Source organism: Flavobacterium sp. CFBP9031, from assembly GCF_034044945.1.
Taxonomy (GTDB): domain Bacteria; phylum Bacteroidota; class Bacteroidia; order Flavobacteriales; family Flavobacteriaceae; genus Flavobacterium.
This window is the reverse complement of the sequence record NZ_JAXCWF010000001.1, coordinates 306,531-332,518: the sequence shown is the minus strand read 5'-3', so window position 1 is coordinate 332,518 and position 25,988 is coordinate 306,531. Positions and strand designations below refer to the sequence as shown.

Below are 25,988 nucleotides of genomic sequence, written 5' to 3'. Positions count from 1 at the left end.
GTATGATTTTCAGTTTTATAAAATTTAATGGGAAAATTTATAAAGACTATTAAAAATCAACGAAAACGTTTTCTTTTTCGCCGTTAAATTTCTAAAAAATCAAGAAAAATTTAATTTGAAGACGTTTTTTAAAGGCTATTGTACGTTATAATCTTCGTATACTTTTACTCTTTCGCCCATTAAAAACATTTTTTTCTTAGCAAAATGAATAGAGAATTGAGAATAATACCATTCATTACTGTCATTTGGTCTGTACCAGAATGTGTAAGAAGCACTATTGAATCCTTCTTTAAAAACAGGAACACCTTCTTCAGTACATTCAATTCCCCAATTTATTTTTTGTTTGCTTAAATCTTCAGCTTGAATAAAACCGGTTCCGTCTGGATTTAAAACCGTAATAGGCTCTTTTTGGTTTAAAGGAGCATAAGTTCCAGGCACTGGATAGCCAATTGTAGTAGTAATATAACGCTCTTTTGAATTATGGGTAATCTGATCAACTTGAACTTGCGAATGCGATTGAAAGGCAGTAAAAAATAGTGTTACCACTAATAAATGTAATAATTTCATTCTATGTAGGATTAAGTGTTTTTGGGCTTAAGAAATCTGTCGAGCTAATTTCTTTTGGCGAATATAATCCAATTTTTTAATAGAATTATTGCTTGAAAATACAAGAATGAAATTTTTACATTTTTATCATTTTAGGTCCGTTTTTATTCTGTTGAAAACTGATTTTCTAGTAGTTTTTCTTTAAAATCAGATCTAAACGTATATGCAAATGTAACCATCAAAGCTCTTGTGTCAGATTTTGAAGTTCTGCTGTTTTTAAATAATAAGGTATTGTTTTTATAACCGCTTTCTAAAGTGTCAAATATATCGGTTACAACCAAACCTAAACGGGCATTTCCTTTTCCTAATTTCTGTTGAAATCCCATATCAACATTATAAATCGGAATTCTTTTTCCTTGGGGAGTGGCAACGGCCGAATTATAGTTTCCGATAATCTGAAGTTTTCCGCCTTTCCAAGGAACAAAGTTGTTAATCACTTTTCCGTACCAGCTGAAGGCACTGCTTACAATATCATCGGCCTGCGGTAAATTGTCAGCATTGATGTTTTGCTGAAAAGCGGTTAAACTAATATTAGCATCATAAAAACCAACTGGTTTAAGAGTGAAAATGGTTTCTAAACCATAAGTAACCGTGCTTCCAATGTTTTGGGGCTGAAGTAAAACCACTCCATTGTCCAAAAGTTGTGCATATTGTCTAATTGCGTCAGTTGCATTTCTGTAAAAAGCATTGGTCGAAAAAGAGTAGTTTTTCCAGTTTTTATTATAACTCATTTCGGCAATATGAATGATTTCGGGTTTTAAATACGGATTTCCTCCATGCGGATTTAACGCATCGGTAATGTCAATAAACGGATTTAAATCATCCAGATCAGGGCGGTTAATTCGTTTGCTATATCCTAACTTTATAAATTCATCTGGTTTTAAATTCAATTGTAAGGAAGCTGACGGAAAGAGTTTTAAGTAATTGTTGCTAAATCGGTCGCTATTGTTTTGTGTTGCCCCAGTATTGGAAACATTTTCTGCACGCAAACCTAAATTGTATTTCCATTTTGGGTTTTCGCTATCGCCAATAGAAGAATTCATCAGACCATAAACGGCATTTATCTGTTCGTTAAATTTGAAACTATTACTAGCTAACGGATTCACGATATATTCACCATTAATTAGATCAGCACTTTCAAAATCGGACTTAAAAAATCGGAAAGTTCCTTTGTAACCTGTTTCTATAATCGATTTTTCTGAAATTGGAAAAGCGTAATTTACAATGGCATTCGAAATATTCTGATTTTCATAATTGTGTGTTCTCTGCAGTAAAGCCTCACCAATCTGTTGCTGATATTCATCGTAATTATAAGTGTCAATATCAGTATTTTCTTTATGTTTTCCAAAAGAAGAAGTAATAGAGGTATTCAGACTTTTTCGTTTGTCATCAAATTTACGATCATAGGTAAAAGCAAGTTCGCCAACTTTTGAATGTTCCAGCTCTAATGAATGTCTTCTGTTATTGGAGAAAAAGGCGTTGGCACTTGTGTTTACCTGCGTGTATAAAGTCTCGTCATTGTCTTGATTTTCTAGATTTCCAAGTGCTTCAAATGAAAAGCTATTTTTGTCATTTGGAGAAAAATCAATATTTAATTTCAGATTCTGAAGGCCTTCAGTTCGTTCATCGTTTCGATTTTGATGAATATAATGTTCGTCATCAATAAAATAATTGGTTCGGTCGGCATTTATTTTCTTTGTTCTTCCAGCAAAGCGATTGTCATAGCCTAAACCAAAATTCCATTTTTCTGTTTTATGATTGAAAAGAACAGAACTATTTACTCTTCCTTTTGCACCAAAACCTGCGCCCAATGCTACAGCACCATTTGTACCGCTGAGGTTGTTCTTTTTGAGTTTTATATTAATGATACCGCTTTCGGCATTTGCATCATATTTAGCCGTAGGATTACTAATTACTTCAATACTTTCAATACTGCTCGCAGCAATCTGATCCATATTGGTAATAGCCGAATTTTTTCCGTTGATCAAAATCATTGGCGATTTTCCTCTTAACGTAATACCGCCTTCGGCATCGACGGCAACAGTCGGAATGCTTTTTAGCATATCTGTAGCAGTTCCGCCCGTTTGCGAAATATTCGAAACAGCATTAAAAATAAAGCCTTCGTTTGTTTTCTGAATCTGTTTTTTCTGTGAGTTTACCACTACAGTATTAAGCTGGTTGGCATCTTCTTGCAAAGTGATCGTTCCAAGTGAAATAGCTGTACCGGTATATTTTATTTTTTTAGTATTGGTTTTAAAACCAATTAATTTAAACTGAAGCAGATATTCTCCAGAAGTTACATTTTCTAATGAGAAATTTCCAGAAATATCTGTAACGGCGTAATTAGCAGTTTTGGTTGAATCGGCTGTGTTTTTTAAAATTACATCAACAAATTCTATAGGATTTTTTCCGTCTGTGATGGTTCCTTTTATAGCTGTTTTTTGAGCAAAAGAAAATTGGCTTAAAGTAAATAAGAGGATTGCGAGGTATATTTTGCGTATAATATTTTTCATGTAGCAAAGATATTTACCAGAATGTTTACGCTTGCTTAAGCTGTCTTAAGATACCATTAAATTAATCTTAGAATAGTTTTAAATAGTTTTTTATCCTCCCAATAATAATTAAGATAAAGTTTGTCATTCCGAGGAACGAGGAATCTCCACAAGTAGCTCCGTCCAGAAAAGTTGACAATCTTTGTGGAGTCTCTTGCGGAGATTCCTCGTTCCTCGGAATGACAAGATTGCGTAAGAGTTGGAAATAAGCTAATTAGTAAAGATTAGCGTAATTCGTGGCTAAAAAAAACGCCCGATATAATTCGGGCGTCTTTAGTAAAAATATATTTTTAGATTTTCTCAATCCATTTTCTCGCGTTAACAAAAGCTTCATGCCAAGGCGAAACTTCGTCGTTTCTGTCTTTTGGATAATGAGCCCAGTTCCATTGGAAAGTCGAACGCTCAATGTGAGGCATCATAACCAAATGTCTTCCTGTTTTATCACACATCATAGCCGTGTTGTAGTCAGAACCATTCGGGTTTGCAGGATAACCTTCGTAAGCATATTTAGAAACAATGTTGTATTGGTCTTCTGCATAAGGTAATTTAAATTTACCTTCTCCGTGAGAAACCCAAACTCCTAAAGTGCTTCCAGCTAAAGTCGATAACATAACCGAATTGTTTTCCTGAACTTTTACAGAAGTAAAGATACTTTCGTGTTTGTTACTTTCGTTATGGTGCATTTTTCCGTGAACTTCGTGTTCTGGATTAATCACTTCCAATTCCATAAACAATTGGCAACCGTTACAGATTCCAACAGATAAAGTATCTTCTCTTTTGAAGAAATTGTCTAGAGCTGTTTTTGCTTTTTCGTTGTATAAGAAAGCCCCAGCCCAACCTTTTGCAGAGCCTAAAACATCAGAGTTAGAGAATCCTCCAACCGCGCCAATAAACTGAATATCTTCAAGCGTTTCACGACCAGAAATTAAATCCGTCATGTGAACGTCTTTTACATCAAAACCTGCTAAGTACATAGCATTTGCCATTTCACGCTCAGAATTACTTCCTTTTTCACGAATAATAGCCGCTTTTGGTCTTGGTTTAGAATTGTCAATTTCGGGTTTCTTTCCTGTAAAGTGTGCAGGGAAAGTATAATTTAAAACCTGATTTTTATAGTTTTCAAAACGTGCCTGAGCTCTTCCGTTTTTAGATTGTTTTTGATCTAATAAATAAGAAGTTTCAAACCAAATGTCTCTGTACTTCGCAATATCCAAATTGTAAATTCCAAATTCCAAACTTGGTGTACTTTGAACTGTACCTAATTTGAAGAACTCGATATTGTTTGCATTTAATTTTGCTTCAACAGCTGAATCAGATTTAGCCTGGAAAACGATTCCGATGTTTTCAGCGAAAAGGATTTTCAATAAGTCTTTTTCCGCGAAAGCGCTGAAATCAATTTTTGCTCCTAAATTTACATCAGCAAAACATAATTCTAATAAAGTCGTGATTAAACCACCGCTTCCGATATCGTGACCCGCTAAGATTTGGCTTTCGCCGATTAATTCCTGGATTGTGTTAAAAGCATTTTTGAAGAAAGAAGCGTCTTTTATAGTAGAAGTTTCGTTTCCGATTGTGTTTCTGATTTGTGCAAAAGAGGAACCTCCTAATTTGAAATCATCCTGAGATAAATTGATATAATAGATAGAATCTCCGTTTTTTTGTAAAACCGGTTCAACTACTTTTCTAATATCTGTACAGTTTCCTCCAGCCGAAATAATAACCGTTCCCGGCGCGATTACTTCGTCATTTGGATATTTTTGTTTCATCGAAAGTGAATCTTTTCCTGTTGGAATATTGATTCCCAATTCGATTGCGAAATCTGAACAACCTTCAACAGCGGCATATAAACGAGCGTCTTCACCTTCGTTTTTACAAGCCCACATCCAGTTTGCAGATAATGAAATTCCTTTTAAACCATCTTTAATTGGCGCCCAAACAATGTTTGATAACGATTCTGCAATAGCATTTCTAGATCCTGCAACAGGATCAATCAAAGCAGCGATAGGAGCGTGCCCAATAGAAGTTGCAATACCTTCTTTTCCTAAATAATCCAGAGCCATAACTCCAACATTATTTAAAGGTAATTGCAATGGACCTGCATTTTGTTGTTTAGCTACTTTTCCTCCAACACAACGGTCCACTTTGTTTGTTAACCAGTCTTTTGAAGCAACAGCTTCTAAACGCAAAACATCTTTTAAGTATGATTCAAAATCACCTGCGTTGTAAGCAACATCAGCATATTTTCTGTCTATAGTTTTGTCTGTCATAACCGTTTTTGGAGAACTTCCGAAGAAATCTTCTAAAGCATAATCCATCGGTTTTGAACCATTTGATTTTGATTCGAAAGTAAAACGGTGATCTCCCGTTACATCTCCAACCTGATACATTGGTGAACGCTCTCTGTCGGCAATTCTTTGCAATGTATCGATATCTTTTTGACCAATAACCAATCCCATTCTTTCCTGAGATTCGTTACCGATAATTTCTTTTGCAGAAAGAGTAGGATCTCCAACTGGTAATTTGTCTAAATCGATTAAACCTCCAGTTTCTTCAACCAATTCTGAAAGACAGTTTAAGTGTCCTCCAGCTCCGTGATCGTGAATAGAAACAATTGGGTTATTGTCGCTTTCTACTAAACCACGAATCGCGTTTGCAGCACGTTTTTGCATTTCAGGGTTTGAACGCTGAATTGCATTTAATTCGATTCCTGAACCGAAAGCTCCAGTATCTGCAGAAGAAACCGCAGCACCACCCATTCCGATTCTATAATTTTCTCCACCAAGAATTACGATTTTATCGCCTTCTTGTGGTTTCTTTTTGATAGATTGATCTAGTTTTCCGTATCCAATTCCGCCCGCTTGCATGATTACTTTATCGTAACCAATTTTACGGTCGTTTTCTGAATGTTCGAAAGTTAAAACTGAACCTGTAATAAGCGGCTGACCAAATTTATTTCCAAAATCAGAAGCTCCGTTTGAAGCTTTAATTAAAATATCCATTGGTGTTTGGTACAACCATTTTCTTTCTTCAACAGCATTTTCCCATTTACGATCTTCTTTCAAGCGAGAGTAAGAAGTCATGTAAACCGCAGTTCCAGCTAAAGGCAATGAACCTTGTCCACCAGCTAAACGGTCACGAATTTCTCCTCCAGATCCTGTTGCAGCACCGTTGAAAGGCTCAACAGTTGTTGGGAAATTGTGTGTTTCGGCTTTTAATGAGATAACCGAATCAAATTCTTTTATTTCGTAAAAATCAGGTTTATCGGCCGATTTTGGTGCAAATTGCTGCACTTTTGGTCCTTTTACAAAAGCAACGTTGTCTTTGTAAGCAGAAACAATATCGTTAGGATTTTCCTGTGATGTTTTTTTGATTAATTTGAAAAGAGAAGTTTCTTTTTCTTCGCCATCGATAACAAAAGTTCCGTTGAAAATTTTGTGACGGCAGTGCTCTGAATTCGCTTGTGAGAAAGCAAAAATTTCAGAATCAGTTAACTTTCTTCCTAATTTAGTCGAAAGATTGTTTAAATATTCTACTTCTTCTTCGCTTAAAGCTAAACCTTCTACTTTGTTGTAAGTTGCAATATCATCAATATCCAAAATTGGTTCTGGCTGAATGTTGATAGTGAAGATTTCTTGATCTAATTCGTTGAATTTTTGAGAAAGCATTGGATCAAAATCAGTAAAATCTTCCGTTGCAGGATGAAATTCTTCGATTCTGATAATGCCAGAAATCCCCATGTTTTGAGTAATTTCTACAGCATTTGTACTCCAAGGTGTAATCATGGTAGCGCGAGGACCAACAAAGAAACCTGTCAATGCAGATTTTTCGATCTTATTCGCGTCGGCAAAAAGCCAGTTTAATTTTGAAATGTCTTGAGCTGAAATTTCGTTTTGCGTTTGTACTGCAAAAACAGTTTTGCTTTGGTTTTCAAAGAAATGGATCATTTGTGTAGTTTGTTGTATTGAGGTGCAAATTTAGTCAATCTAAACCGAAAAAAAAAGCAACAATAAACGCCTTTTTAATTATTTATTTTTGCCCTTTTTTGCCCTGAAAATGCAATTTTTTTGCTAGTTAAAGTGCCCAAAATTTAACATTTTTAGATCTTTAATTTTTGCCTGTAAACGTTTGTTGTTTTTCAAATTTCAATCAAAAAACTACTTCATAAGAACAAGGGAATTCTTAAAATTTAATTACAAATTTTTCTAAAGGAAATCCGAGAAATTTGCAGAATGGGTAAAATTTAATCTCGCAAAGACGCAAAGTCGCAAAGATTTTTTTTAGTTTTCTGACTTAAACTTGGCGACTTTGCGTCTTTGCGAGCAAAATTTATAATCAAAATTCTTTAAAAAAAACTTAGCGCCTTCTTGGCAAAAAAAAAAGTTACTTAGGAAAATCTTGACTCTGATAAGCTCCCAAATCTGGTGGCGAAGTTCTTGTAATTCCTAAAATGTCGGTTGGAATCATAAAGACGGGATCTCCTTTCGCGAAAGCGGCAGAAGTTTTATCAATATTAAATTTATTCTGAGACACATTATAAAATTTCGGATTTTCATTCAGAATTATATTCGTATAATGTTCGGTGTCGGTCTTGAATTGATAATTAGGATCTTTAGTCGAACTGCTGAATTTCAGTAGGCAATTATTTAATTGATAGACAAATGGCGCATTTGGATTTTTGTCCAAATTGAATTCGTTTGTAGCCGAACCATAAATAATGCAATTATTAAAAATAGCATTGGTTAAAGGATTGGTTTCTGGAGTTGCTCCAGCTAAAGAGTTACTTAAATTTACTGCAACTTGAGAACTGCTTGACCAATTGTTGTTAAAGGTGCAATGCGTAAAGTTGTAATTTCCACCATAAACGCAGGATAGAGAAGCTAAACCTGCATAGTTTATGACAATATTGCTAGCAATAACATGAGTATCTCGAGCTAAAATTCCGTATTCGGCACAATTATAAATTTGAGTGTTTTTAATTTCGAATGTATTATAAGGACTTTGCAAATCCAAACCAATAACCGCATTTTTCAAAGTTAAATGATTGATGGTGTGATTGGCACTTCCATTAGAAAAAATAACCGATTTCCATTGTCCAGGAATATCAGAATAAAGTGATTCTAAACGATCCCCTTCAAAAATCACTTCATTTTCAAGTTTATCAGTTGTAGAGGTTGTTCCGTTAATTTGTAGAGAAGCGTTATTGCCAACATACAATCCAGAATTGGCATGAAAATGAACTCTTGCGCCAGCTTCAAAAGTTACGGTTTTAAATTCTGGAACTCCTGCGTAGCCATAAATTACGTATGGTTTTTCATTTGTAAAAAGAAGTTCATTTCCGTTTGCAGGATCATTTTCGTTTAAATAAAATCCGTCAACATCTTTGCCATCAATTTTAATTTTTTCTTTGGTTCCGTCAGGATTTTGATTTGGATATAAAAACACCGCATCTTGAATTAAAGTAACCAAAGCTACTTCTTGCAAATTTGCTCCACTGTCAAACTGAATTTCGTCGGTATATAAAAAATCATCGGGATTCGCATCTGTAATATCTGCCGTGGTTTCTATAAAAATGTACAAACTGTCTTTTGCTAAAAGTGTAACATCTTTAAAAATTTTCCCGTTGTTGCCCGTCATTCCGTCAACAGTCATTCTATATTTAGAATCTAAGCCTTTTTTAAATTGTACAATCGGAATCGAAATATCATTTTTACTCTGATTGTATATTTTCAATTGGTAAGTGCTTGAACCAATGTTTTTAAAAACAGTATCCAGATAAACAGTGTCTTTCGAGAACTTTAAATTTCCAGAACTGGCAACAGTATCAAAATCAGTTCGGCAAGAACTAAAAACTAAAATTAAACCAATAATGGAAAGTGCAAAGTATTGACGCATTTGAATGTTTTTTTTTTTTTTAGCCACAGATTAAAAGGATTAAAAAGATTTTTTTCGCCACGAATTTCTCGAATTTCCACAAACTAAATTGAAATAAAATTCGTGGAAATTCGTGTAATTAGTGGCTATATTTTTAAAATCCTTTAAATCTGTGTAATCTGTGGCAAAAAAAAAGCCAAAGATTGATTTTGATTGTTTTTGTAAAAATAGCAAAAAACTGACAAGTTCATAATTGATTTTTAATTTTAGAATCCGATTTTTAGATTTATGTCTTATCTTTCTTTAATTTTACGATTTTAAAGTTTATTTTAATGAATTATACAAAAGAGCAGATTTTAGCGCGCTGTAATGAGTTTTCTAAAAACACATTGATGGAAACGCTAAAAATAGAATATATCGATGCCGGAGAAGATTTTTTAACTGCAAAAATGCCTGTAAATCCAAGTGTTCATCAGCCAATGGGATTATTGCACGGAGGTGCTTCTGTAGCTTTGGCAGAAAGTGTTGGGAGTGCAGCTTCTTTCTTTTTTATCAATCCGAAAGAACAAGAGGTAAGAGGTATTGAAATTTCGGCAAATCATCTAAAAAGTATTCGCGAGGGTTATGTTTTCGGAACAGCTCGAATTATTCACAAAGGAAGAAGTCTTCATCTTTGGGAAATCAAAATTACCGATGAAGCAGGAAATTTGGTTTCACTTTGTAAACTGACGAATATGGTTTTGGATAGAAAGAAAAGCGAATAAATATGAATTCATTTTTCTTAAAAATTAAAAATCATAAAGAACAAAATTTACCTTTTGTACTTTATTCAAAACCCAATACAGAAATTTATGTTGCGATTTTACAGCAAAATAATATTTTAAATACCGTTTCGGATTACAGCGAAAAAGGATTTGTTTTTGCTTCTTTTGATGAAAAACAATTAATTTTAATTCCTGAAAATGAGTCGGAAATTATTACGGTTCAAAAAGAAAAGACTTCATTTGAACCCATTGAAATTGACGATTTGAGTTTTGATGCTGAAGCTAAATTTCAATATGAATATCTAGTAGCGCAGGGAGTTCAAGCCATTAAAAATGAAGAATTCAAAAAAGTGGTTTTATCACGAAGTGAAGAAGTTCCTTTGTCTAAATTTGATTTTATCGAAACTTTTCAGCACTTGGTTCAGCTATATCCAGCCACTTTCTGCTATTGTTTTTTTCATCCGAAAATTGGACTTTGGATGGGGGCGACTCCAGAAAAACTGCTAAAAGCAAACGGAAATGTTTTTGAAACGATGGCTTTGGCAGGAACACAAAAAGATAATCAAGAAGTAGAAATCGTTTGGCAGCAGAAAGAAAAAGACGAACAGCAATTTGTTACTGATTTTATTGTAAAAAGACTTCGAGAATTTACAGCTTCTGTTGTGGTTTCTGAGCCTTACAGTTTAAAAGCAGGATCGATCTGGCATATTAAAACAGATATTTCTGGAGTTTTAAAAGATAATTCGACTTTAGAAGAAGTAATAGACACGCTGCATCCAACACCTGCTGTTTGCGGACTTCCAAAAAAGAAATCGAAAGCATTTATTTTAGAAAATGAAAATTACAATAGAACTTTCTACACTGGTTTTCTAGGTGAACTAAACAGCACTTTTGCAGGAAATAATGCAAGTTCTGATTTATTTGTAAATTTACGATGCATGCAGATTCAGAACGAAAAAGCGATCTTATACATGGGCTGCGGTATTACAAAAGAAAGTGTTCCTGAAAGAGAATGGGAAGAAAGCGTTAATAAATCAATGACGATGAAAAAAGTTTTGAGAAAAAGTTTATAAATTGTTTCAAGTTTCAGGTTTCAAGTTTCACGTTCTGTTGACAACTTGAAACCTGAAACTTGAAACTTGAAACAAAAAATAATGAAATTAGACATATTGGCCTTTGGGGCGCATCCAGACGATGTAGAATTAGGTTGTGCTGGAACAATTTTAAAAGAAGTTTCCCTTGGGAAAAAAGTAGGTATTGTAGATTTAACGCGTGGTGAATTAGGAACACGCGGGACAGCAGAAATTAGGGATCAGGAAGCAAAAGATGCAGCTAAGATTTTAGGAGTTGTTGTGCGTGAAAATTTAGCAATGCGTGACGGATTTTTCGTTAATGATGAAAAACATCAATTAGAAGTCATTAAAATGATTCGTAAATACAAGCCAGAAATTGTGTTGTGTAATGCAATTGATGATCGCCATATAGATCACGGAAAAGGAAGCAAATTGGTTTCGGATTCTTGTTTTCTTTCAGGGTTAATGAAAATTGAAACTTCGATTGATGGAGTGCCACAAGAAGCGTGGAGACCCAAAGTGGTTTATCATTATATTCAATGGAAAAATCTAGAACCTGATTTCGTTGTAGACATTACAGGATTTGAAGAAAAGAAGATTGAAGCGATTATGGCGTACAAAACTCAATTTTACGATCCGAATTCAAAAGAACCTTCGACGCCAATTACGAGTAAAAACTTTTTTGAAAGCTTAAATTATCGCGCGCAGGACTTAGGAAGGTTAGTTGGGAAAGATTTTGCAGAAGGTTTTACGGTTGAAAGGTGTTTGGCAGTCAATAGCTTAGAAAATTTGATTTAATTTTTATGAAAATTTTTCATTTTTTTCTTTGTAGAACTCAACCTTTGTTCTATATTTGCACTCGCTAAGCAGAAAAATGGTGGTTGTAGCTCAGCTGGTTAGAGTAGCGGTTTGTGGTGCCGCGGGTCGCCGGTTCGAACCCGGTCAGCCACCCAGATAAGAAGCCTTGAAGAAATTCAAGGCTTTTTTTGTTTTCGTCAGAAAACAAAAAAAGCAAAATTCCAATAAAAAAATCCAAATTCCAAAAGTAGAACAACTTGGGATTTAGAATTTTTTTAAAGAAAGCTTAAATTAAAAACTTAGTATTTCAAAATATAGCCCGTGGTTTCAACCGCGGGGACGATGAGGATATGCGTTGTGGTAATGTTGCGTTCCAGAGGTTGAAACCGCTGGTTATGTTTTTATATGCTGATGAATAATTTAAGGAGAACAAGGATTTTTTTTTTGTAATTCTTTAGTTCTTCAATGGAATTAAAGATTGGAATTTGGAATTTTTTTTATTGGAATTTCATTAAAAAGCCCAACTGCTAAGTTGGGCTTTTTTTGGTGGTTATTATATTTGGTTTATGTATTAACGAATTTCTTCAAATGTATTGCCTTGATTTATATCTCCAGTTTTAAAGCCTTTTTTAAACCAGTACATTCTTTGTTCTGATGTTCCGTGAGTAAAAGAATCGGGAACAACGTGACCTTGCATTTTACTTTGTATTGCATCATCTCCAACTGCATTTGCTGCACTTAAAGCTTCATCAATATCTCCAACATCAAGATCTTTCTGGTTATCATGTGCCCAAACTCCAGCATAAAAATCAGCCTGTAATTCTAATGCTACAGATAATTTATTAGCTTCGGCGTCACTTTTTCCTTGCTGCATCTGACGCATCTTAGAAGATGTTCCCATTAAAGTTTGAATGTGATGGCCAATTTCATGCGCAATAACATATGCAATGGCAAAATCGCCTCCTTTTGCGCCAAATTTAGTTTTTAATTCTTCAAAAAAATCTAAATCCATATATACTTTGCGGTCACCTGGACAATAAAAAGGGCCCGAAGCAGATGATGCTCCACCGCAGGCAGTTTGTACAGCGCCTTTAAAGAGAACTAATTTTGGCTTTTCGTATGTCATTCCATGCTCTGCAAAAATCTTTGTCCACGTATCTTCATTGTACGCTAACAAAGTTCGTACATAATTTCCCATTTCTTCGTCTTCCTTGCTTAACGGAGCTGCAGCTTCAGTCTGTTGTCCTTGTCCGCCTTGCATTTGTTCTAGTATTGGCGCTATTTGCTGACCTGTTTCGCCGCCAAAAACATTTAGAAGCAAAACAATGATCCCAATAACTCCTCCGCCAATTATTGCTTTTCCTCCACCAGAAATTGATCTTCTGTCTTCGACATTATCACTTTGCCTTCTTCCTTGCCATTTCATATTGAATTGTTTTTTAACTTGTTATTTAAAACGTTGTACGAATTTATAGATTTTTTATGATAAATTTTACAATTGAAAGGTTTATGTTTTGTTGTCAGTCGCAGTTTTCAATTTAAGATTGTTTGCTGAAACTGAAAACTGCGACCGAGACTGAAAACTAAAAATTACCCTAGCCATTTAACTAGTGCTTCTTCAACACTTCCTTTCATAATTGGTTTAGAAATGTAATCATCCATTCCGGCCGAAATACATTTGTTTCGTTCTTCTTTTTCCGCGCCAGCTGTAACGGCGATTATAGGAACATCACGGCCTTTTTTAGTGTTTCTAATTGCCTTTGCAGTTTCATAACCATTCATAATTGGCATCTGGATATCCATAAAAATAATGGTCGGATTAATTTTTTCAAATTGCTGAATGGCTTCATATCCGTTTTCACATTCAAAAATGAAAGCATTATTATACAAGTTTTTTATAATTGTCTTTAGAAGAAGCATGTTTACTTTATTATCTTCTACAATTAAAAAGGTAATATTGTTGTCGTTTGTATCAATTTCATCAGAATCTAAGTCAATATTCAAACTTTTAAGCTCGGCATTATATTTATCATTAATGCTGTGATTGCTTGTTTTTAAATTTAAATCAAAGAAAAAAGTACTTCCCTCGTCAATTTTACTTTCCAGCTGTAAACGGCTTTCCATTAAAGCAAGCAATTGGTTCGATATGGTTAAGCCTAATCCTGTTCCTCCAAATTTTCTTGTTGTTGAGCTGTCTTCTTGCAGAAAAGCGTTGAATATTTTTTTCTGATTTTTTTCAAGAATTCCAATTCCGGTATCAATTACAGCAAAACGGATAACGCAATGGTTGCCATGGTTCTTTTCTAAAACCGAAACGTTTAGTTTGATGGAGCCTTCTGTTGTGAATTTAACCGCATTTGAAAGTAGGTTTATCAAAATCTGTTTGAGACGAACAATATCTGTCCAGATATATTTAGGAACATCGGGATCAATGTTCAATTCGAGTTCCAGATTTTTTTTATTAGACTCATAAACAATTAAATCGAAAACTTGCCCTAAGATTTTTTTTATGTCATATAGATCAATAAAAAGTTCTAGTTTTCCTGCTTCAATTTTTGAGAAATCCAAAATATCATTTATAATTTCAAGAAGGGAATGAGCCGACTGATTAATTGTGGTCATGTATTTTTCTTGAATTTCCTCCAAATCCGTTTTCATTAATAAGTGTGTAAAACCAATAATTCCGTTTAGAGGAGTTCTAATTTCGTGCGACATATTAGCCAAGAAGTCAGATTTTGATTTGTTTGCCGCTTCAGCAAGCTGTTTGGCTTTTATCGCGTCTTCTATTTCTTTTTTACTTGTAATGTCAAAATAGATTCCGCCCACAAATTCAATTTCATCGTCTCGCTTAATTACATCTCCAAATTCTTCTATCCAGATAAATTCGCCACTTTTGCGCTGAATGCGATACACGTTATGTAAAGGCATTCCGTGCTGTAGATTATCGATTTGATTGTTAATTACTTCTTCTTTATCATCAGGATGAATTAACGATAGAAAAGACAAATTATTTTCAATGAATTCAGATTTTGAATATCCGGTAAGATTTAAAACTTCATCGTTTAAGAATATTTTAGTCGAGAAAGCATCAAATTTTGATAAATAAACGGTTCCAGGAATATTGTTTGCAATCAGTTTAAATTTCTCTTCGCTTTCAATAATTTTAGTTTCATTTCGGTTTCTTTCTAACGCCGATGAAATATTATTTGCCAATACCTGAAAGATGTTTATTTCATCTTCAGTCCATTTTCTTTCCGTTGTACAATCATCAAAACCAATAAAACCTGTAAAAAGATCATTAATATAAATAGGTAAAATTAAGATAGATTGTATTTCATTGTCGATGAGAAGTTTTTTGAAAAAACCTTCATTAAGATTTCTTGTAAATATATTTAGGATTTTTCTTTGTGATGCCACATCATATATTTCTTGAAGATTTTGTTCTGTCATATGATGCAAAGGGGTAATTTGATGGACAACCCCCTCTCGTGACCATTTATATTTTTGACTTACAGTATTATAGATCGCATCTTTTTCGTAATAATACATATGATCTACTTTGGCTGCTTTTCCAATAATATTGAACGTTTCCTGAAACATTTGATGAGTCGTTTTGCTGAGCAGAAACTTCTCTGTACATAATGAAAGTGCAGATAAAAGCTGGCTTTTAAGTTCCAATTTTCTTTCTGCCTCTAAACGCATTTGTGAAGAAATGGCAAGAGAAATCACATCCGATATGGTTCTCGCATAATTAATGTCTTCATTGTCCCATTCTCGCTTTTGTTCTGTGCTTTCAAAACAAGCAACACCTGCTAATTGCCCTGTTAAAAAAATAGGCACGTCCAGCATTGATTTGATTTTGTTTTTTGTAAAATAAAGCTTTTGAAACTCAGATGTTTCCAATTTGTTGAATACGTCTGGTGCGTTAATAATGGCCTTATTGTTTAAGGTTTCAAAATAAATAGGATAGGACTCTTTATTTAAAATGTTTTTGTCGCTTAAACTTTGATTGTCAAGGCTAAAAAGATTTTTGCAAGTAATTAAATCATCGTCATATTTCCAAAAACTTACGCGGTTAGTGTTGCTTATAGAGGCAGCTTCTTTTAATATTAAATCGATGACAGTATTTAATTCGTTGTACTTGCTAAAATCTGTCGTGGATAATTTTTTGGTTGAATTGTTATAGGCTTCAATTTTTTTAAGACGTCTTTTTTTCTCGTTTTCGATATTTTTTTTCTCAGTAATATCTCTTGCAATTCCAGAGAAGCCAATTGTTAATCCTAATTCATTTTTGCGGACAATAATTTTTTGAGACATCCATATTTCTTCACCATTTTTCTTCAAAATAGGAATTTCAATAATGGGATAATTGTTTTCATTGAGAACCAAATTTTCGTAAAAATCTACAGCACTATTGATGTAATTATCATGAATAAAATTGGAATAGTGTTTTTTGATTATTTCGTTTTGAGAATATCCAAGAGCAGAAATACCAAATTCATTTATAAAAGTAAAATGACCTTCTGCGTCTATTTCAAAAATAATATCGGTGGCCGTTTCAATTAGGTTTTTGTATTGATCCTGAACGATAACTTGTTCGGTAACATCTTGCCCAATGCTAATGATTAAATCGTCTGAAAACTTTTTATCTTTCCACTGAATGTATTTGTATTCGCCGTTTTCGGTTTTTAATTTTCTAATATAAAGCTTGTTTTCTTGGTCTCTAACAGGATTGAATTTTTCGTCAGATTCTAAATCATGGGTTAATTCCCAGAATTTCAATCCCATAACTTGATCGGGTTGGTATCCTAAAATAGGAGTTACGGTTTCGCTGCAGAAAAGTATTTCACCTTTTTGATTGGATGCTATTGTAAGTGAATTTCCTTTATGAACAATTTCGTTTGCAAATCTAAAATTGTCGCGATTGTTTAATAAAACTGCATATTTTACTTGATTTATAATAAAAATTAGAATGCAGAAATTAAGCAGTAAGATGGAAGATTTTATTGGAATAAGTTGAAGTGCTAACGTAGTAATTAGAAAGGTAAACGTTAAAGCAACAAAGGCCCAATAAATTTTTATGGGTTTAAGGATGCTGTACGAAAAGAAAAAAGAAATCAGGAAAACAATAATGGGTACAACATCATTTTTTAGTGTAACAATGTTGTAGGCTACGTAACTGATGTAAATAAAAAAGCTGGAAATAAAAATCTGCTGGATTTTATCTCTTATCCATTTGATTCTTTCGGTTATCGTATAAATGATAAGTACCAAAACCCCAATTGAAACATTTACAATTAAGAGGCTTTTGGGTCTTATTTTGAAAATTTCATTTATGATTTCGATTACAATTACCGCAATACCAAAAAATAAGATATAAAGCTGGTATTCTCTTCCAACAGCATCTTGTTCTCTCTTCTTTTCGATGAAATATCCAATTTTGGCTTTAATTCTAAAAAATTGATAAACTAAGAGCGAAAGGAAGGCAAAAAGCGATAAACCTAAAACAAAAAGTTTATGGTTGTTATAGTAAATAATATCGGAATTAAACACATACCATCCAGTCATAATTGATTCGAAGGTACTCCCAATAGTGGAAATTCCTGAAATAACCGAATTGAAAAAACTATAGTTTGCGACCATAGAATTTGGGGTATGTTGGTTTAGTAAATAGTCTTTTGAAAATTCTTAAAAAGAAGTGGTTAAGTTCTCGGTAAATAAGAATTTTCGGTTTTAATCTACATTGTATTTTCCGATTGAATCAATTGAATCTTCTTCCTCAGATTGTGTTCCAAAAATGGCGAAATAAGTCGCGTAAATCATAGAGCTGTTAAAAACAACCGTAAATATGATTCCGACGCAACAGCCAATAAAACCAACCATGGAACCAAGGAAACCTATGATAAAAAAAGCAAATATGTTAAGCGGATTTTTTGTAACGATAATGATACTAGATTTTATAGCATCTATAGCTTTAAGGTTTCCAAAAACAATTAATGGAATAGAAAGATACATAAAGTAAGAAACCATAAACGAAATGATGTTTCCAACAAATACAATTCCTGAACTTTCGATTAAATTGGCAATGGCAGTTCCTAAAATTGCTGGAATAAAAGCTGCAACAAAAATTTGTGCAAAATAGGGTGCTTTGTAATAAGTGAAAATAGTAGAAACATTGAACTCAATATCTTTGTCTGCAGAATCGGCCATTTTTAGGAAACCAGCACCAAAAGGAGCTGTAATTCCTGCAACCAAAGAAACAGCAACGGTTTGAATTACGAGTTGAATTGAAGTGAATTGTTGATTCTCAAAATTTTGAATGAAATCTTTCGTCATCGCCTCGGCACCAAAATAGGCAATCATTATACCCATAAAAGCGACGGCTGCAATAATTGAAAAAACTAGGATGATAAGTCCTGAGTAAAGCGCTATTTTTTTATAATTTTCGAAAGCGTGATTAAAAACCGTAGCAAAATCAAGGGAAAAGCCATTTTTTTTAATGTCCTCAATTTGGTTAAGTGTAGATTTCATTTTTATGTAAGATTGTTTTATAGACTTGTAATATTTGAAAGGTATCTTGACGTAAATATAATATTTTTAATCAATTCCGTATAAAAATCTACAAAACATTCCGAAATGTTTTTGACTGCAGCTATAGCCATTCTAAAATTCGTTTTATTGGGCCCAATTTTTCTTTGTAAGGAGCGTAGCGCATAGGCAAATCAAGCCAATTGCCTTTTTTTACAATTGCTTTATGGTGAGAAAATGTGTCGAAGCTTCGTTTACCATGATAAGCACCGATTCCACTATATCCGACACCGCCAAAAGGCAGTCTGTTGTTAGAGAAATGAATAACGGTATCGTTGATACATCCGCCTCCGAAAGAGTATTTCGAAATTAATTTCTTTGCAAAGGAATTATTTTCGCTAAAAATGTAAAATGAAAGAGGTTTCTCATAACGACTCACAACATTTTCGATGTCACTTTCATTTTCGTAAACAAGAATCGGCAAAATAGGGCCAAAGATCTCTTCTTTCATAACGGCACTGTCCAAATCTGGTTCTTCAAGAAGAGTAGGCGCAATATAAAGTTGGCTTGCATTGCTTTCTCCGCCAAACAAAATGTGCTCACCTTGAATCATATTGGTCAAGCGATACCAGTTTTTGGTATTTATAATTCGCGCAAAATCGGGAGATTTGTCAATTTTCTTTCCGTAGGCTTTTATGATTTCTTCAATCATATAAGAAATGAAATTGACTTTCATGTTTTTCTGAATTAGAATATAGTCGGGTGCAATGCAAGTTTGTCCTGCGTTGATAAATTTTCCCCAGACAATTCGTTTGGCAGCCAGTTTTAAATTGGCTGTTTCATCAATAATACAAGGATTTTTTCCGCCTAATTCAAGAGTAACCGGAGTTAGATTTTCGGCTGCCGCTTTTGCAACAATTTTACCAACAGCAACGCTTCCTGTAAAAAAGATATAATCCCAGCGCTGCGCCAATAGTTTATTAGAAACATCAACACCGCCTTCAAAAACTTCTACGTGCTTAACGTGAAACGTTTTTTCTATAATTTTTGCAATTATGGCAGAGGTATGAGGGGTAAGTTCAGATGGTTTTAAAACGACTCTATTTCCTGCAGCAACTGCAGCCACGAGAGGACACAAAGCAAGCTGAAAAGGGTAGTTCCAAGGAGCAATGATTAATACATCTCCATAAGGTTCTTTATAAAGATAATCGGAAGAGGGAAAATTAAGCAGAGATGGAAAAACACGTTTTGGTTTTGCCCATTTATTCAGGTTTTTAATCGTATCCTTAAGTTCCGAAATAACGTAATTCGTTTCGGTTAAAACAGCTTCGAACTCTGGTTTTTTAAAGTCATCATATAAAGCTTTTACAATTAAATCTTCGCTTTTTTGAATATTATACAATAACTTTTTTAGAGTTTCTTTTCGATATCCGATGTCGCTTTTAAAGTCCATTTTTTCGATTTGCTTGTTTTTTCTCTATGCAAGTTAATCGATAAAATTTAAAAAATTAACAATTAAATCATAAAAATCAGACAGCATTCCAAATAGGATCATCTGGAGTAGGGGCAATAATTGTGATATTCTCTTTTGAAACAGGATGAACAAAAGTTAGTTTTCTTGCATGAAGATGGATTCCTCCATCGGGATTGCTTCGGTCTGCGCCATATTTTAAATCTCCTTTAATTGGCGATCCGACGGCACTTAATTGTGCACGAATTTGATGATGACGACCCGTATGTAAATTGATTTCCAGAGCGGTATAATTCTGAAGTTCTTTTATTATAGTGTAATCTAAACTGGCTAATTTGCTATCTGGCACTTCTTTTAAATGTGCTTTTGAAGTGTTGTTTTTTTCGTTTCTTTTTAAATAATGAACCAATTTTGCTTTTTCGTCTTTTGGTTTATTTTTGACAACAGCCCAATATGTTTTTTGGGTTTCGCGATTACTGAACAATTCATTCATACGCGATAAAGCTTTACTAGTTCTAGCAAAAACAACAATTCCGGTTGTAGGTCTATCTAGACGATGGATAACACCCAAGAAAACATCTCCAGGTTTATTGTATTTGGCTTTAATATATTCTTTCACAACATCAGACAAAGGTTTGTCGCCCGTTTTATCACCTTGTACAATATCGCCCACACGTTTGTTAACCACAATAATATGGTTGTCTTCGTGAAGAATTTGGAGATTGTTTTTGTCTGAAATAATTTTCATTTTGAAGTGAAATTTTAAATTGAAAAAGTTTGGCTAAAGCCTTTAACATGTCTTAAAAATAAACCTCCAGCTTTAGCTGGAGGCAATTTATAAAAATCTCTGAACCTTTGTTGCTTTGTCTCTTTGAGCCTAAAAACTTAGAACCTTAGCAACTCAGAACCTTAGTATCTTAAAAATTAGTATTGTTCCTTTTCGTTCGGGAAATCACTAGCCTTAACATCTGCAGCGTATTGACCAATTGCTTTAGTCATTTCGTCGTAAAGATTTAAGTAACGGCGTAAGAAACGAGGGCTGAATTCATTGTTCATTCCCAACATATCGTGAATTACTAAAACTTGACCGTCAACACCGCCTCCAGCTCCAATTCCGATTACTGGAATAGAAATGCTTTCAGCTACTTTTTTAGCCAGATCTGCTGGGATTTTTTCTAAAACAACAGCAAAACAGCCTACTTTTTCAAGCATTTGAGCATCTTCAATCAATTTTTCAGCTTCTTCTTCTTCTTTAGCGCGAACACTGTAAGTTCCGAATTTGTAGATAGATTGAGGTGTTAAACCTAAGTGCCCCATTACAGGAATACCAGCATGTAATATTTTTTTAATGGATTCTTTAATTTCTTTTCCGCCTTCTAATTTTACAGCATGAGCCCCACTTTCTTTCATAATTCTGATAGAAGAACGCAAAGCTTCTTTTGGGTCAGATTGGTAACTTCCAAAAGGCAAGTCAACTACAACTAAACCTCTTTCTACAGCGCGAACTACAGAAGAAGCATGATATATCATTTGATCTAAAGTAATTGGCAAAGTCGTTTCGTGACCAGCCATTACATTTGATGCCGAATCACCAACTAAAATTACATCGATACCAGCGGTATCAACAATTTTTGCCATTGTATAATCATACGCAGTAAGCATAGAGATTTTCTCTCCGTTGCTTTTCATTTCAATTAATGACTTTGTTGTGATTCTTTTATAATCTTTTTTTGCTACTGACATTTTAATGTTTTTTTGATGTTGTAAAAGTATTGAATAATTGTAAAAAGGGAATTAGCAATTATAGAATATTTCGAGAGAAAATGGTTTTCGGTCTTTTAATTCTAATAGAAATTGACTGTTTTCCATTACAATAGAAGTAATTGTGTAGTAATTTTTGAGGTTTTTGACAAAGATTAAAGGTTTTAAGAAGGATTTTTTATCAGTCTAAAACCTTTGATCTTTGGCAATAATTATTTTAAGTTTTAGCAATCAGCCATGTTTACAGCAATTGCAAGACCTCCTTCAGAAGTTTCTTTATATTTTGAATTCATATCTTTTGCTGTTTCCCACATAGTGTTAATCACTTTGTCTAATGGAACTTTAGCATTTTTAGAATCGGTTTCTAAAGCTAATTCAGCAGCGTTTATGGCTTTAATGGCACCCATTGTATTTCTTTCGATACATGGAATTTGAACTAAACCGCCAATAGGATCGCAGGTTAAACCTAAATGATGTTCCATGGCAATTTCAGCAGCCATAAGAACTTGAGCAGGAGTTCCGCCCATTAATTCGCAAAGAGCAGCCGCAGCCATCGAAGACGAAACGCCAATCTCAGCTTGACATCCGCCCATTGCTGCAGAAATAGTAGAACCTTTTTTAAAGATACTTCCAATTTCACCAGCCACCATCAAAAATTGTTTGATTTCTTTTTCGCCTGCATTATGGTTTTCAATAACCATATAATACATTAAAACAGCAGGAATTACACCAGAACTTCCGTTGGTAGGAGCAGTAACCACACGGCCTAAAGAAGCATTTACTTCATTAACGGCAAGGGCAAAACAGCTCACCCATTTTAAGATTTGACGGAATTTAACTTCAGTTTTTCTAATTTCTTCCAACCAGCTTTGCGGGTCAGTGTAATTAGATAATCCAATTAAGTTTTGGTGCATATCAAAAGCTCTTCTTCGTACGTGAAGTCCGCCTGGAAGAATTCCTTCAGAATGGCAACCAATATACATGCATTCCAACATCGTATTCCAAATACGCATTAATTCAGAATGCACTTCGGCTTCTGGACGCATCGAAATTTCATTTTCGTATACAATTTCAGAAATCGATTTATTTTCAGTAACGGTATAATTCAATAATTCTGCCGCATTTTGAATGGGATAAGGAAAGGCACATTTTATAACCTCTTTCAGTTTGGCATTTGTACGTTCTTCTTTTACCACAAAGCCACCACCTATAGAATAAAAAGTCGATTCGTATTCTGAATCGTCAGATTGGTAAGCCGTAAATTTCAGTCCGTTTGCGTGAAACGGAAGAAAGTCTTTATTAAAAACAATGTCTTGAAGAAAAAAGAATGGAATCACTTTTTGGTTACCCAAATTGATTTCGTTTGTGGTTTCGATTTTTTTAATAATTCCTGCAATGTCTTCTACAGGAATATATTCAGGATCTTGTCCGCTTAATCCTAACATTACCGCAAGATCTGTTGCGTGGCCTTTTCCAGTTAAAGAAAGCGAGCCATATAAATCGACTTTTACCCTTGTAATATCGTCTAAAATTGCTTCTTCTTTCAATTCTTCTAGAAAGCGTTCCGCAGCGCGCCAAGGACCCAAAGTGTGTGAGCTTGAAGGGCCAACGCCAATTTTAAGCATATCAAAAACAGAGATACATTCTTCCATTGTTCATTTTTTGTTAAGACAAAGATAATCGAATAATGCAATGATGATTTCTTTTTTAATGTTAATCTTGCGTATTTGTTAAAATAAATATTAAAATTTAATAATTCGGCAACGAAATAAATTTAAAACCTTAATATGCACTTTCCGTAAAAAGTTCGTGTTTTTTAGGTATTTTTGTAAAAGAACGACTTGTATTACTCGAGTCTTTATTATTAATACTTCATGGATTTTGTTTTAATTCTGAAAACGTCTTTTTACAAATAATAATGCCACAAGAAGATAAAGTTACCCTATGATAGAATTTTTCAGACATCTATTACAAGAATTCGAATTACCACTAAGCAATCCAGTATTGATTTTTTCATTAATACTATTTATAATCCTGCTTTGTCCCATTTTACTAAAAAAAATAAATATTCCTGGAATTATCGGACTTATTATTTCTGGTGTTATCATTGGTCCGCATGGATTAAATATTCTGGCTAAAAACTCCGCAGTAGATTTATTTTCTACAATCGGGCTTTTGTATATCATGTTTATTGCAGGTTTAGAATTGGATATGAACGAGTTCAAGGCCAATAGAAATAAGAGTTTGCTCTTTGGCTTTTTCACCTTCATTCTTCCGCTTTCAATTGGATTTCCAGTTTGTTTTTATTTGTTGAAATATGATTTTAATGCGAGTTTCTTGACGGCAAGTATGTTTGCTACACACACTTTGGTCGCGTATCCGATTGTGAGTAAATTAGGAATTGCTAAAAATCAAGCTGTTGCCATTACCGTTGGAGGAACTATTTTGACAGATACTGCCGTTTTAATTATTCTGGCAGTAATTATGGGAAGCAGTCAGGGAAATCTAAATCAGGCATTTTGGGTTAAATTGATTATTTCATTGGCAATTTTCTCTGCTATAATGTTTTTGATTATCCCTCGTGTAGCAAAATGGTTTTTTAAGAAGTTGGAAAGTGAAAAACACGCCCATTATATTTTTGTGCTTTCTGTCGTTTTCTTTGCCGCTTTTTTGGCTGAAGTGGCAGGAGTAGAGCCTATTATTGGAGCTTTCGTTGCGGGTTTAGCTTTGAATCCGCTTATTCCGCATTCTTCGGCTTTGATGAATAGAATTGAATTTATGGGGAATTCGTTATTTATTCCGTTTTTCCTAATTTCTGTTGGAATGCTAGTGGATGTAAGCGTTATTTTGAGCGGACCAACAGCTTTAATAGTGGCTGGAACTTTGAGCGTTGTAGCGATATTTGGAAAATGGATTGCAGCGTTTTTTACTCAAATTGTTTTTAAATATACCCGAACAGAAAGACAGCTTATTTTTGGATTGAGTAGTGCGCACGCCGCGGCAACTTTGGCCGTAATTTTGGTCGGATTTAAAGCAAAAATATTAGATGAAAATATTTTAAACGGAACCATTATCCTAATTCTGATTACGTGTATTGTAGCTTCTTTTGCCACTGAAAAAGCGGCGAAAAAAATTGCCATCTGCGAAGAAGAAATTTCACATGAAGACGCAGACAGAGATCAGATCTTAGACGAACATATTTTGATTCCGTTGGCAAAATCGTCTGCTGCAGCAAGTTTGTTGGATTTTGCGCTTTTGATCAAAGATAAAAAATCATCAAATCCGGTTACTTTATTGACTATTGTTCCAAACAATAATCAGGCGGAAAAGAACATTTTAAAATACAGAAAAGCCGCCGATAAATTTGTAATTCAAGGATCGGCTTCAGAAGTGAAAATTAATACTATTGCCAGAATCGATCACAATCCTGCGAGCGGAATTGCAAGGACTTCTAAAGAAATCATGTCGGATATCGTGATTGTAGGCTGGCCAAGAAAGACTGGATTTATTGATAAAATCTTTGGAGAAAATGTTGATTCGATTATCAATAATGTAGATAAGACTTTGTTTATCTGTAGGTTTCAAAAGAATTTTATTGAAGAAAAAAGACTGGTTTTTATTTGTCCGCCATTTTCAGAAAGAGGAATTGGTTTTCATTTGCTAATGCAGAAAGTGAGCCGTTTGGCGCAGGAATTAAGTATTCCGATTGTGATTTACGGCGAAGAAAGAACCTATCAGGCTATTCAGCAGATTGCTTCTAATTTAAAACTGAACAGCAAATTTGGTTTTAAAAACATTTCGGATTGGGAAGATTTTGAAAGCATCTCTGATGAAATAAAACCAACCGATTTAGTGGTTGTCAATTTATCTCGAAAAGGTTCTGTTTCGTATCAGTCTATCTTTGATAAATTACCAACGAAGTTTGAAAAATATTACGACAGCAATAATGTAATGCTTGTTTATCCGCAAGACGATAGGAAAGAAAGTGCAATGGATGCTTACGAAGATTTTACCGCATCGCCTTTGGCAAAAGGTATAGAAGCTATAGAACAAATTGGGCGCGGTTTGGGAAGTATTTTGAAGAAAAGCTAAAATCTAATCTTCATGAAAATCTCAACTATTTTAAGTGTTTTGGCTGTTGTTTTTATTTCTGTAAATTGTAATAAAGTAAAAGAAGAGACGAAATCAAACTCTGAAATTGCTATTAAAAGTGATAGCATTGTAAAACTTATAGAAAAAGAATTGCCTGAGAATTTTGACGAGTTCAATAAAAAATTTCATTCTGATTCAATTTTTCAGGTTTCAAGAGTTGATTTTCCCATAGAAGGAAAACATGTTTCTGGTTTTGAGCAATATAATTGGACAAGAAAGAATTGGGAGTTTCAAGTTATTCCTGTTGCTGAAAAAACAGAAATTGAAGAATACCAGCATTCGTTAGTAAAAACAGACACTTTAATCACAGAAAAATTTTGGATTCCAGATAGTGGTTTTGAAGTAGAGAGACAATTTAAACTGATCGATAATAAATGGTTTTTAATTTATTATAACGATATAAATCTATAGT

At 34.0% G+C, this 25,988-nt stretch carries 16 protein-coding genes and 1 tRNA gene; 6 read left to right on the top strand and 11 right to left on the bottom strand.

From position 1 onward, the window contains the following. Positions 1–135 precede the first annotated feature (135 nt). The 4 genes from SOM12_RS01425 to SOM12_RS01410 form a co-directional block, all read right to left on the bottom strand. The gene (locus SOM12_RS01425) at positions 136–567 is read right to left on the bottom strand and encodes a hypothetical protein (protein WP_095928878.1); all 432 of its coding nucleotides are present in this window, start codon (positions 565–567) and stop codon (positions 136–138) included. A gap of 143 nt (positions 568–710) precedes the next feature. Continuing rightward, entirely contained in the window at positions 711–3,119 is a 2,409-nt protein-coding gene (locus SOM12_RS01420) for a TonB-dependent receptor domain-containing protein (RefSeq protein WP_320492137.1), read from the bottom strand. A gap of 329 nt (positions 3,120–3,448) precedes the next feature. After that, positions 3,449–7,102, bottom strand: a complete 3,654-nt coding sequence (gene purL / locus SOM12_RS01415; protein ID WP_320492136.1) for a phosphoribosylformylglycinamidine synthase — start codon at positions 7,100–7,102, stop codon at positions 3,449–3,451. 436 nt (positions 7,103–7,538) lie between these two features. Beyond that, on the bottom strand, positions 7,539–9,050 hold the full coding sequence (locus tag SOM12_RS01410; protein ID WP_320492135.1) for a hypothetical protein: 1,512 nt from the start codon (positions 9,048–9,050) through the stop codon (positions 7,539–7,541). Positions 9,051–9,361: 311 nt separating this feature from the next. On the opposite strand from SOM12_RS01410, the gene SOM12_RS01405 reads away from it, so the two are divergent. The 4 genes from SOM12_RS01405 to SOM12_RS01390 all read left to right on the top strand — a co-directional run bounded on the left by SOM12_RS01405 (position 9,362) and on the right by SOM12_RS01390 (position 11,817). Continuing rightward, positions 9,362–9,793, top strand: coding sequence for a PaaI family thioesterase (locus tag SOM12_RS01405; protein ID WP_095928875.1), 432 nt, complete (start codon positions 9,362–9,364; stop codon positions 9,791–9,793). Between the two features lie 2 nt (positions 9,794–9,795). Continuing rightward, on the top strand, positions 9,796–10,866 hold the full coding sequence (locus SOM12_RS01400) for a chorismate-binding protein (protein WP_320492134.1): 1,071 nt from the start codon (positions 9,796–9,798) through the stop codon (positions 10,864–10,866). Between the two features lie 81 nt (positions 10,867–10,947). Further along, complete coding sequence (gene bshB1, locus SOM12_RS01395; RefSeq protein WP_095928873.1) at positions 10,948–11,664, top strand: bacillithiol biosynthesis deacetylase BshB1; 717 nt, start codon at positions 10,948–10,950, stop codon at positions 11,662–11,664. Between the two features lie 79 nt (positions 11,665–11,743). Continuing rightward, positions 11,744–11,817: transfer RNA gene (locus SOM12_RS01390), tRNA-His, on the top strand. Between the two features lie 418 nt (positions 11,818–12,235). Here SOM12_RS01390 and ypfJ read toward each other — a convergent pair. The 7 genes from ypfJ to SOM12_RS01355 form a co-directional block, all read right to left on the bottom strand. Beyond that, positions 12,236–13,090, bottom strand: a complete 855-nt coding sequence (gene ypfJ, locus SOM12_RS01385) for a KPN_02809 family neutral zinc metallopeptidase (protein WP_095928872.1) — start codon at positions 13,088–13,090, stop codon at positions 12,236–12,238. Between the two features lie 164 nt (positions 13,091–13,254). Beyond that, the gene (locus SOM12_RS01380) at positions 13,255–17,307 is read right to left on the bottom strand and encodes a PAS domain S-box protein (protein WP_320492133.1); all 4,053 of its coding nucleotides are present in this window, start codon (positions 17,305–17,307) and stop codon (positions 13,255–13,257) included. Between the two features lie 90 nt (positions 17,308–17,397). Continuing rightward, on the bottom strand, positions 17,398–18,195 hold the full coding sequence (locus tag SOM12_RS01375) for a hypothetical protein (protein WP_320492132.1): 798 nt from the start codon (positions 18,193–18,195) through the stop codon (positions 17,398–17,400). A gap of 121 nt (positions 18,196–18,316) precedes the next feature. Further along, the gene (locus SOM12_RS01370; protein ID WP_320492131.1) at positions 18,317–19,645 is read right to left on the bottom strand and encodes an aldehyde dehydrogenase; all 1,329 of its coding nucleotides are present in this window, start codon (positions 19,643–19,645) and stop codon (positions 18,317–18,319) included. 76 nt (positions 19,646–19,721) lie between these two features. Beyond that, on the bottom strand, positions 19,722–20,411 hold the full coding sequence (locus SOM12_RS01365) for an RNA pseudouridine synthase (protein WP_320492130.1): 690 nt from the start codon (positions 20,409–20,411) through the stop codon (positions 19,722–19,724). A gap of 176 nt (positions 20,412–20,587) precedes the next feature. Further along, positions 20,588–21,406 carry a 3-methyl-2-oxobutanoate hydroxymethyltransferase gene (panB, locus tag SOM12_RS01360; protein WP_095928867.1) on the bottom strand — a complete coding sequence of 273 codons (819 nt, stop codon included), beginning with the start codon at positions 21,404–21,406 and terminating at the stop codon, positions 20,588–20,590. A 242-nt stretch (positions 21,407–21,648) separates the two neighbouring features. Further along, complete coding sequence (locus tag SOM12_RS01355) at positions 21,649–23,076, bottom strand: L-serine ammonia-lyase (RefSeq protein ID WP_320492129.1); 1,428 nt, start codon at positions 23,074–23,076, stop codon at positions 21,649–21,651. Positions 23,077–23,368: 292 nt separating this feature from the next. Between SOM12_RS01355 and SOM12_RS01350 the strand changes: the two genes are divergently transcribed. After that, complete coding sequence (locus SOM12_RS01350; RefSeq protein WP_320492128.1) at positions 23,369–25,516, top strand: cation:proton antiporter; 2,148 nt, start codon at positions 23,369–23,371, stop codon at positions 25,514–25,516. A 12-nt stretch (positions 25,517–25,528) separates the two neighbouring features. Then, positions 25,529–25,987 carry a hypothetical protein gene (locus SOM12_RS01345; protein ID WP_320492127.1) on the top strand — a complete coding sequence of 153 codons (459 nt, stop codon included), beginning with the start codon at positions 25,529–25,531 and terminating at the stop codon, positions 25,985–25,987. The last annotated feature ends 1 nt before the right edge of the window (position 25,988 follow it).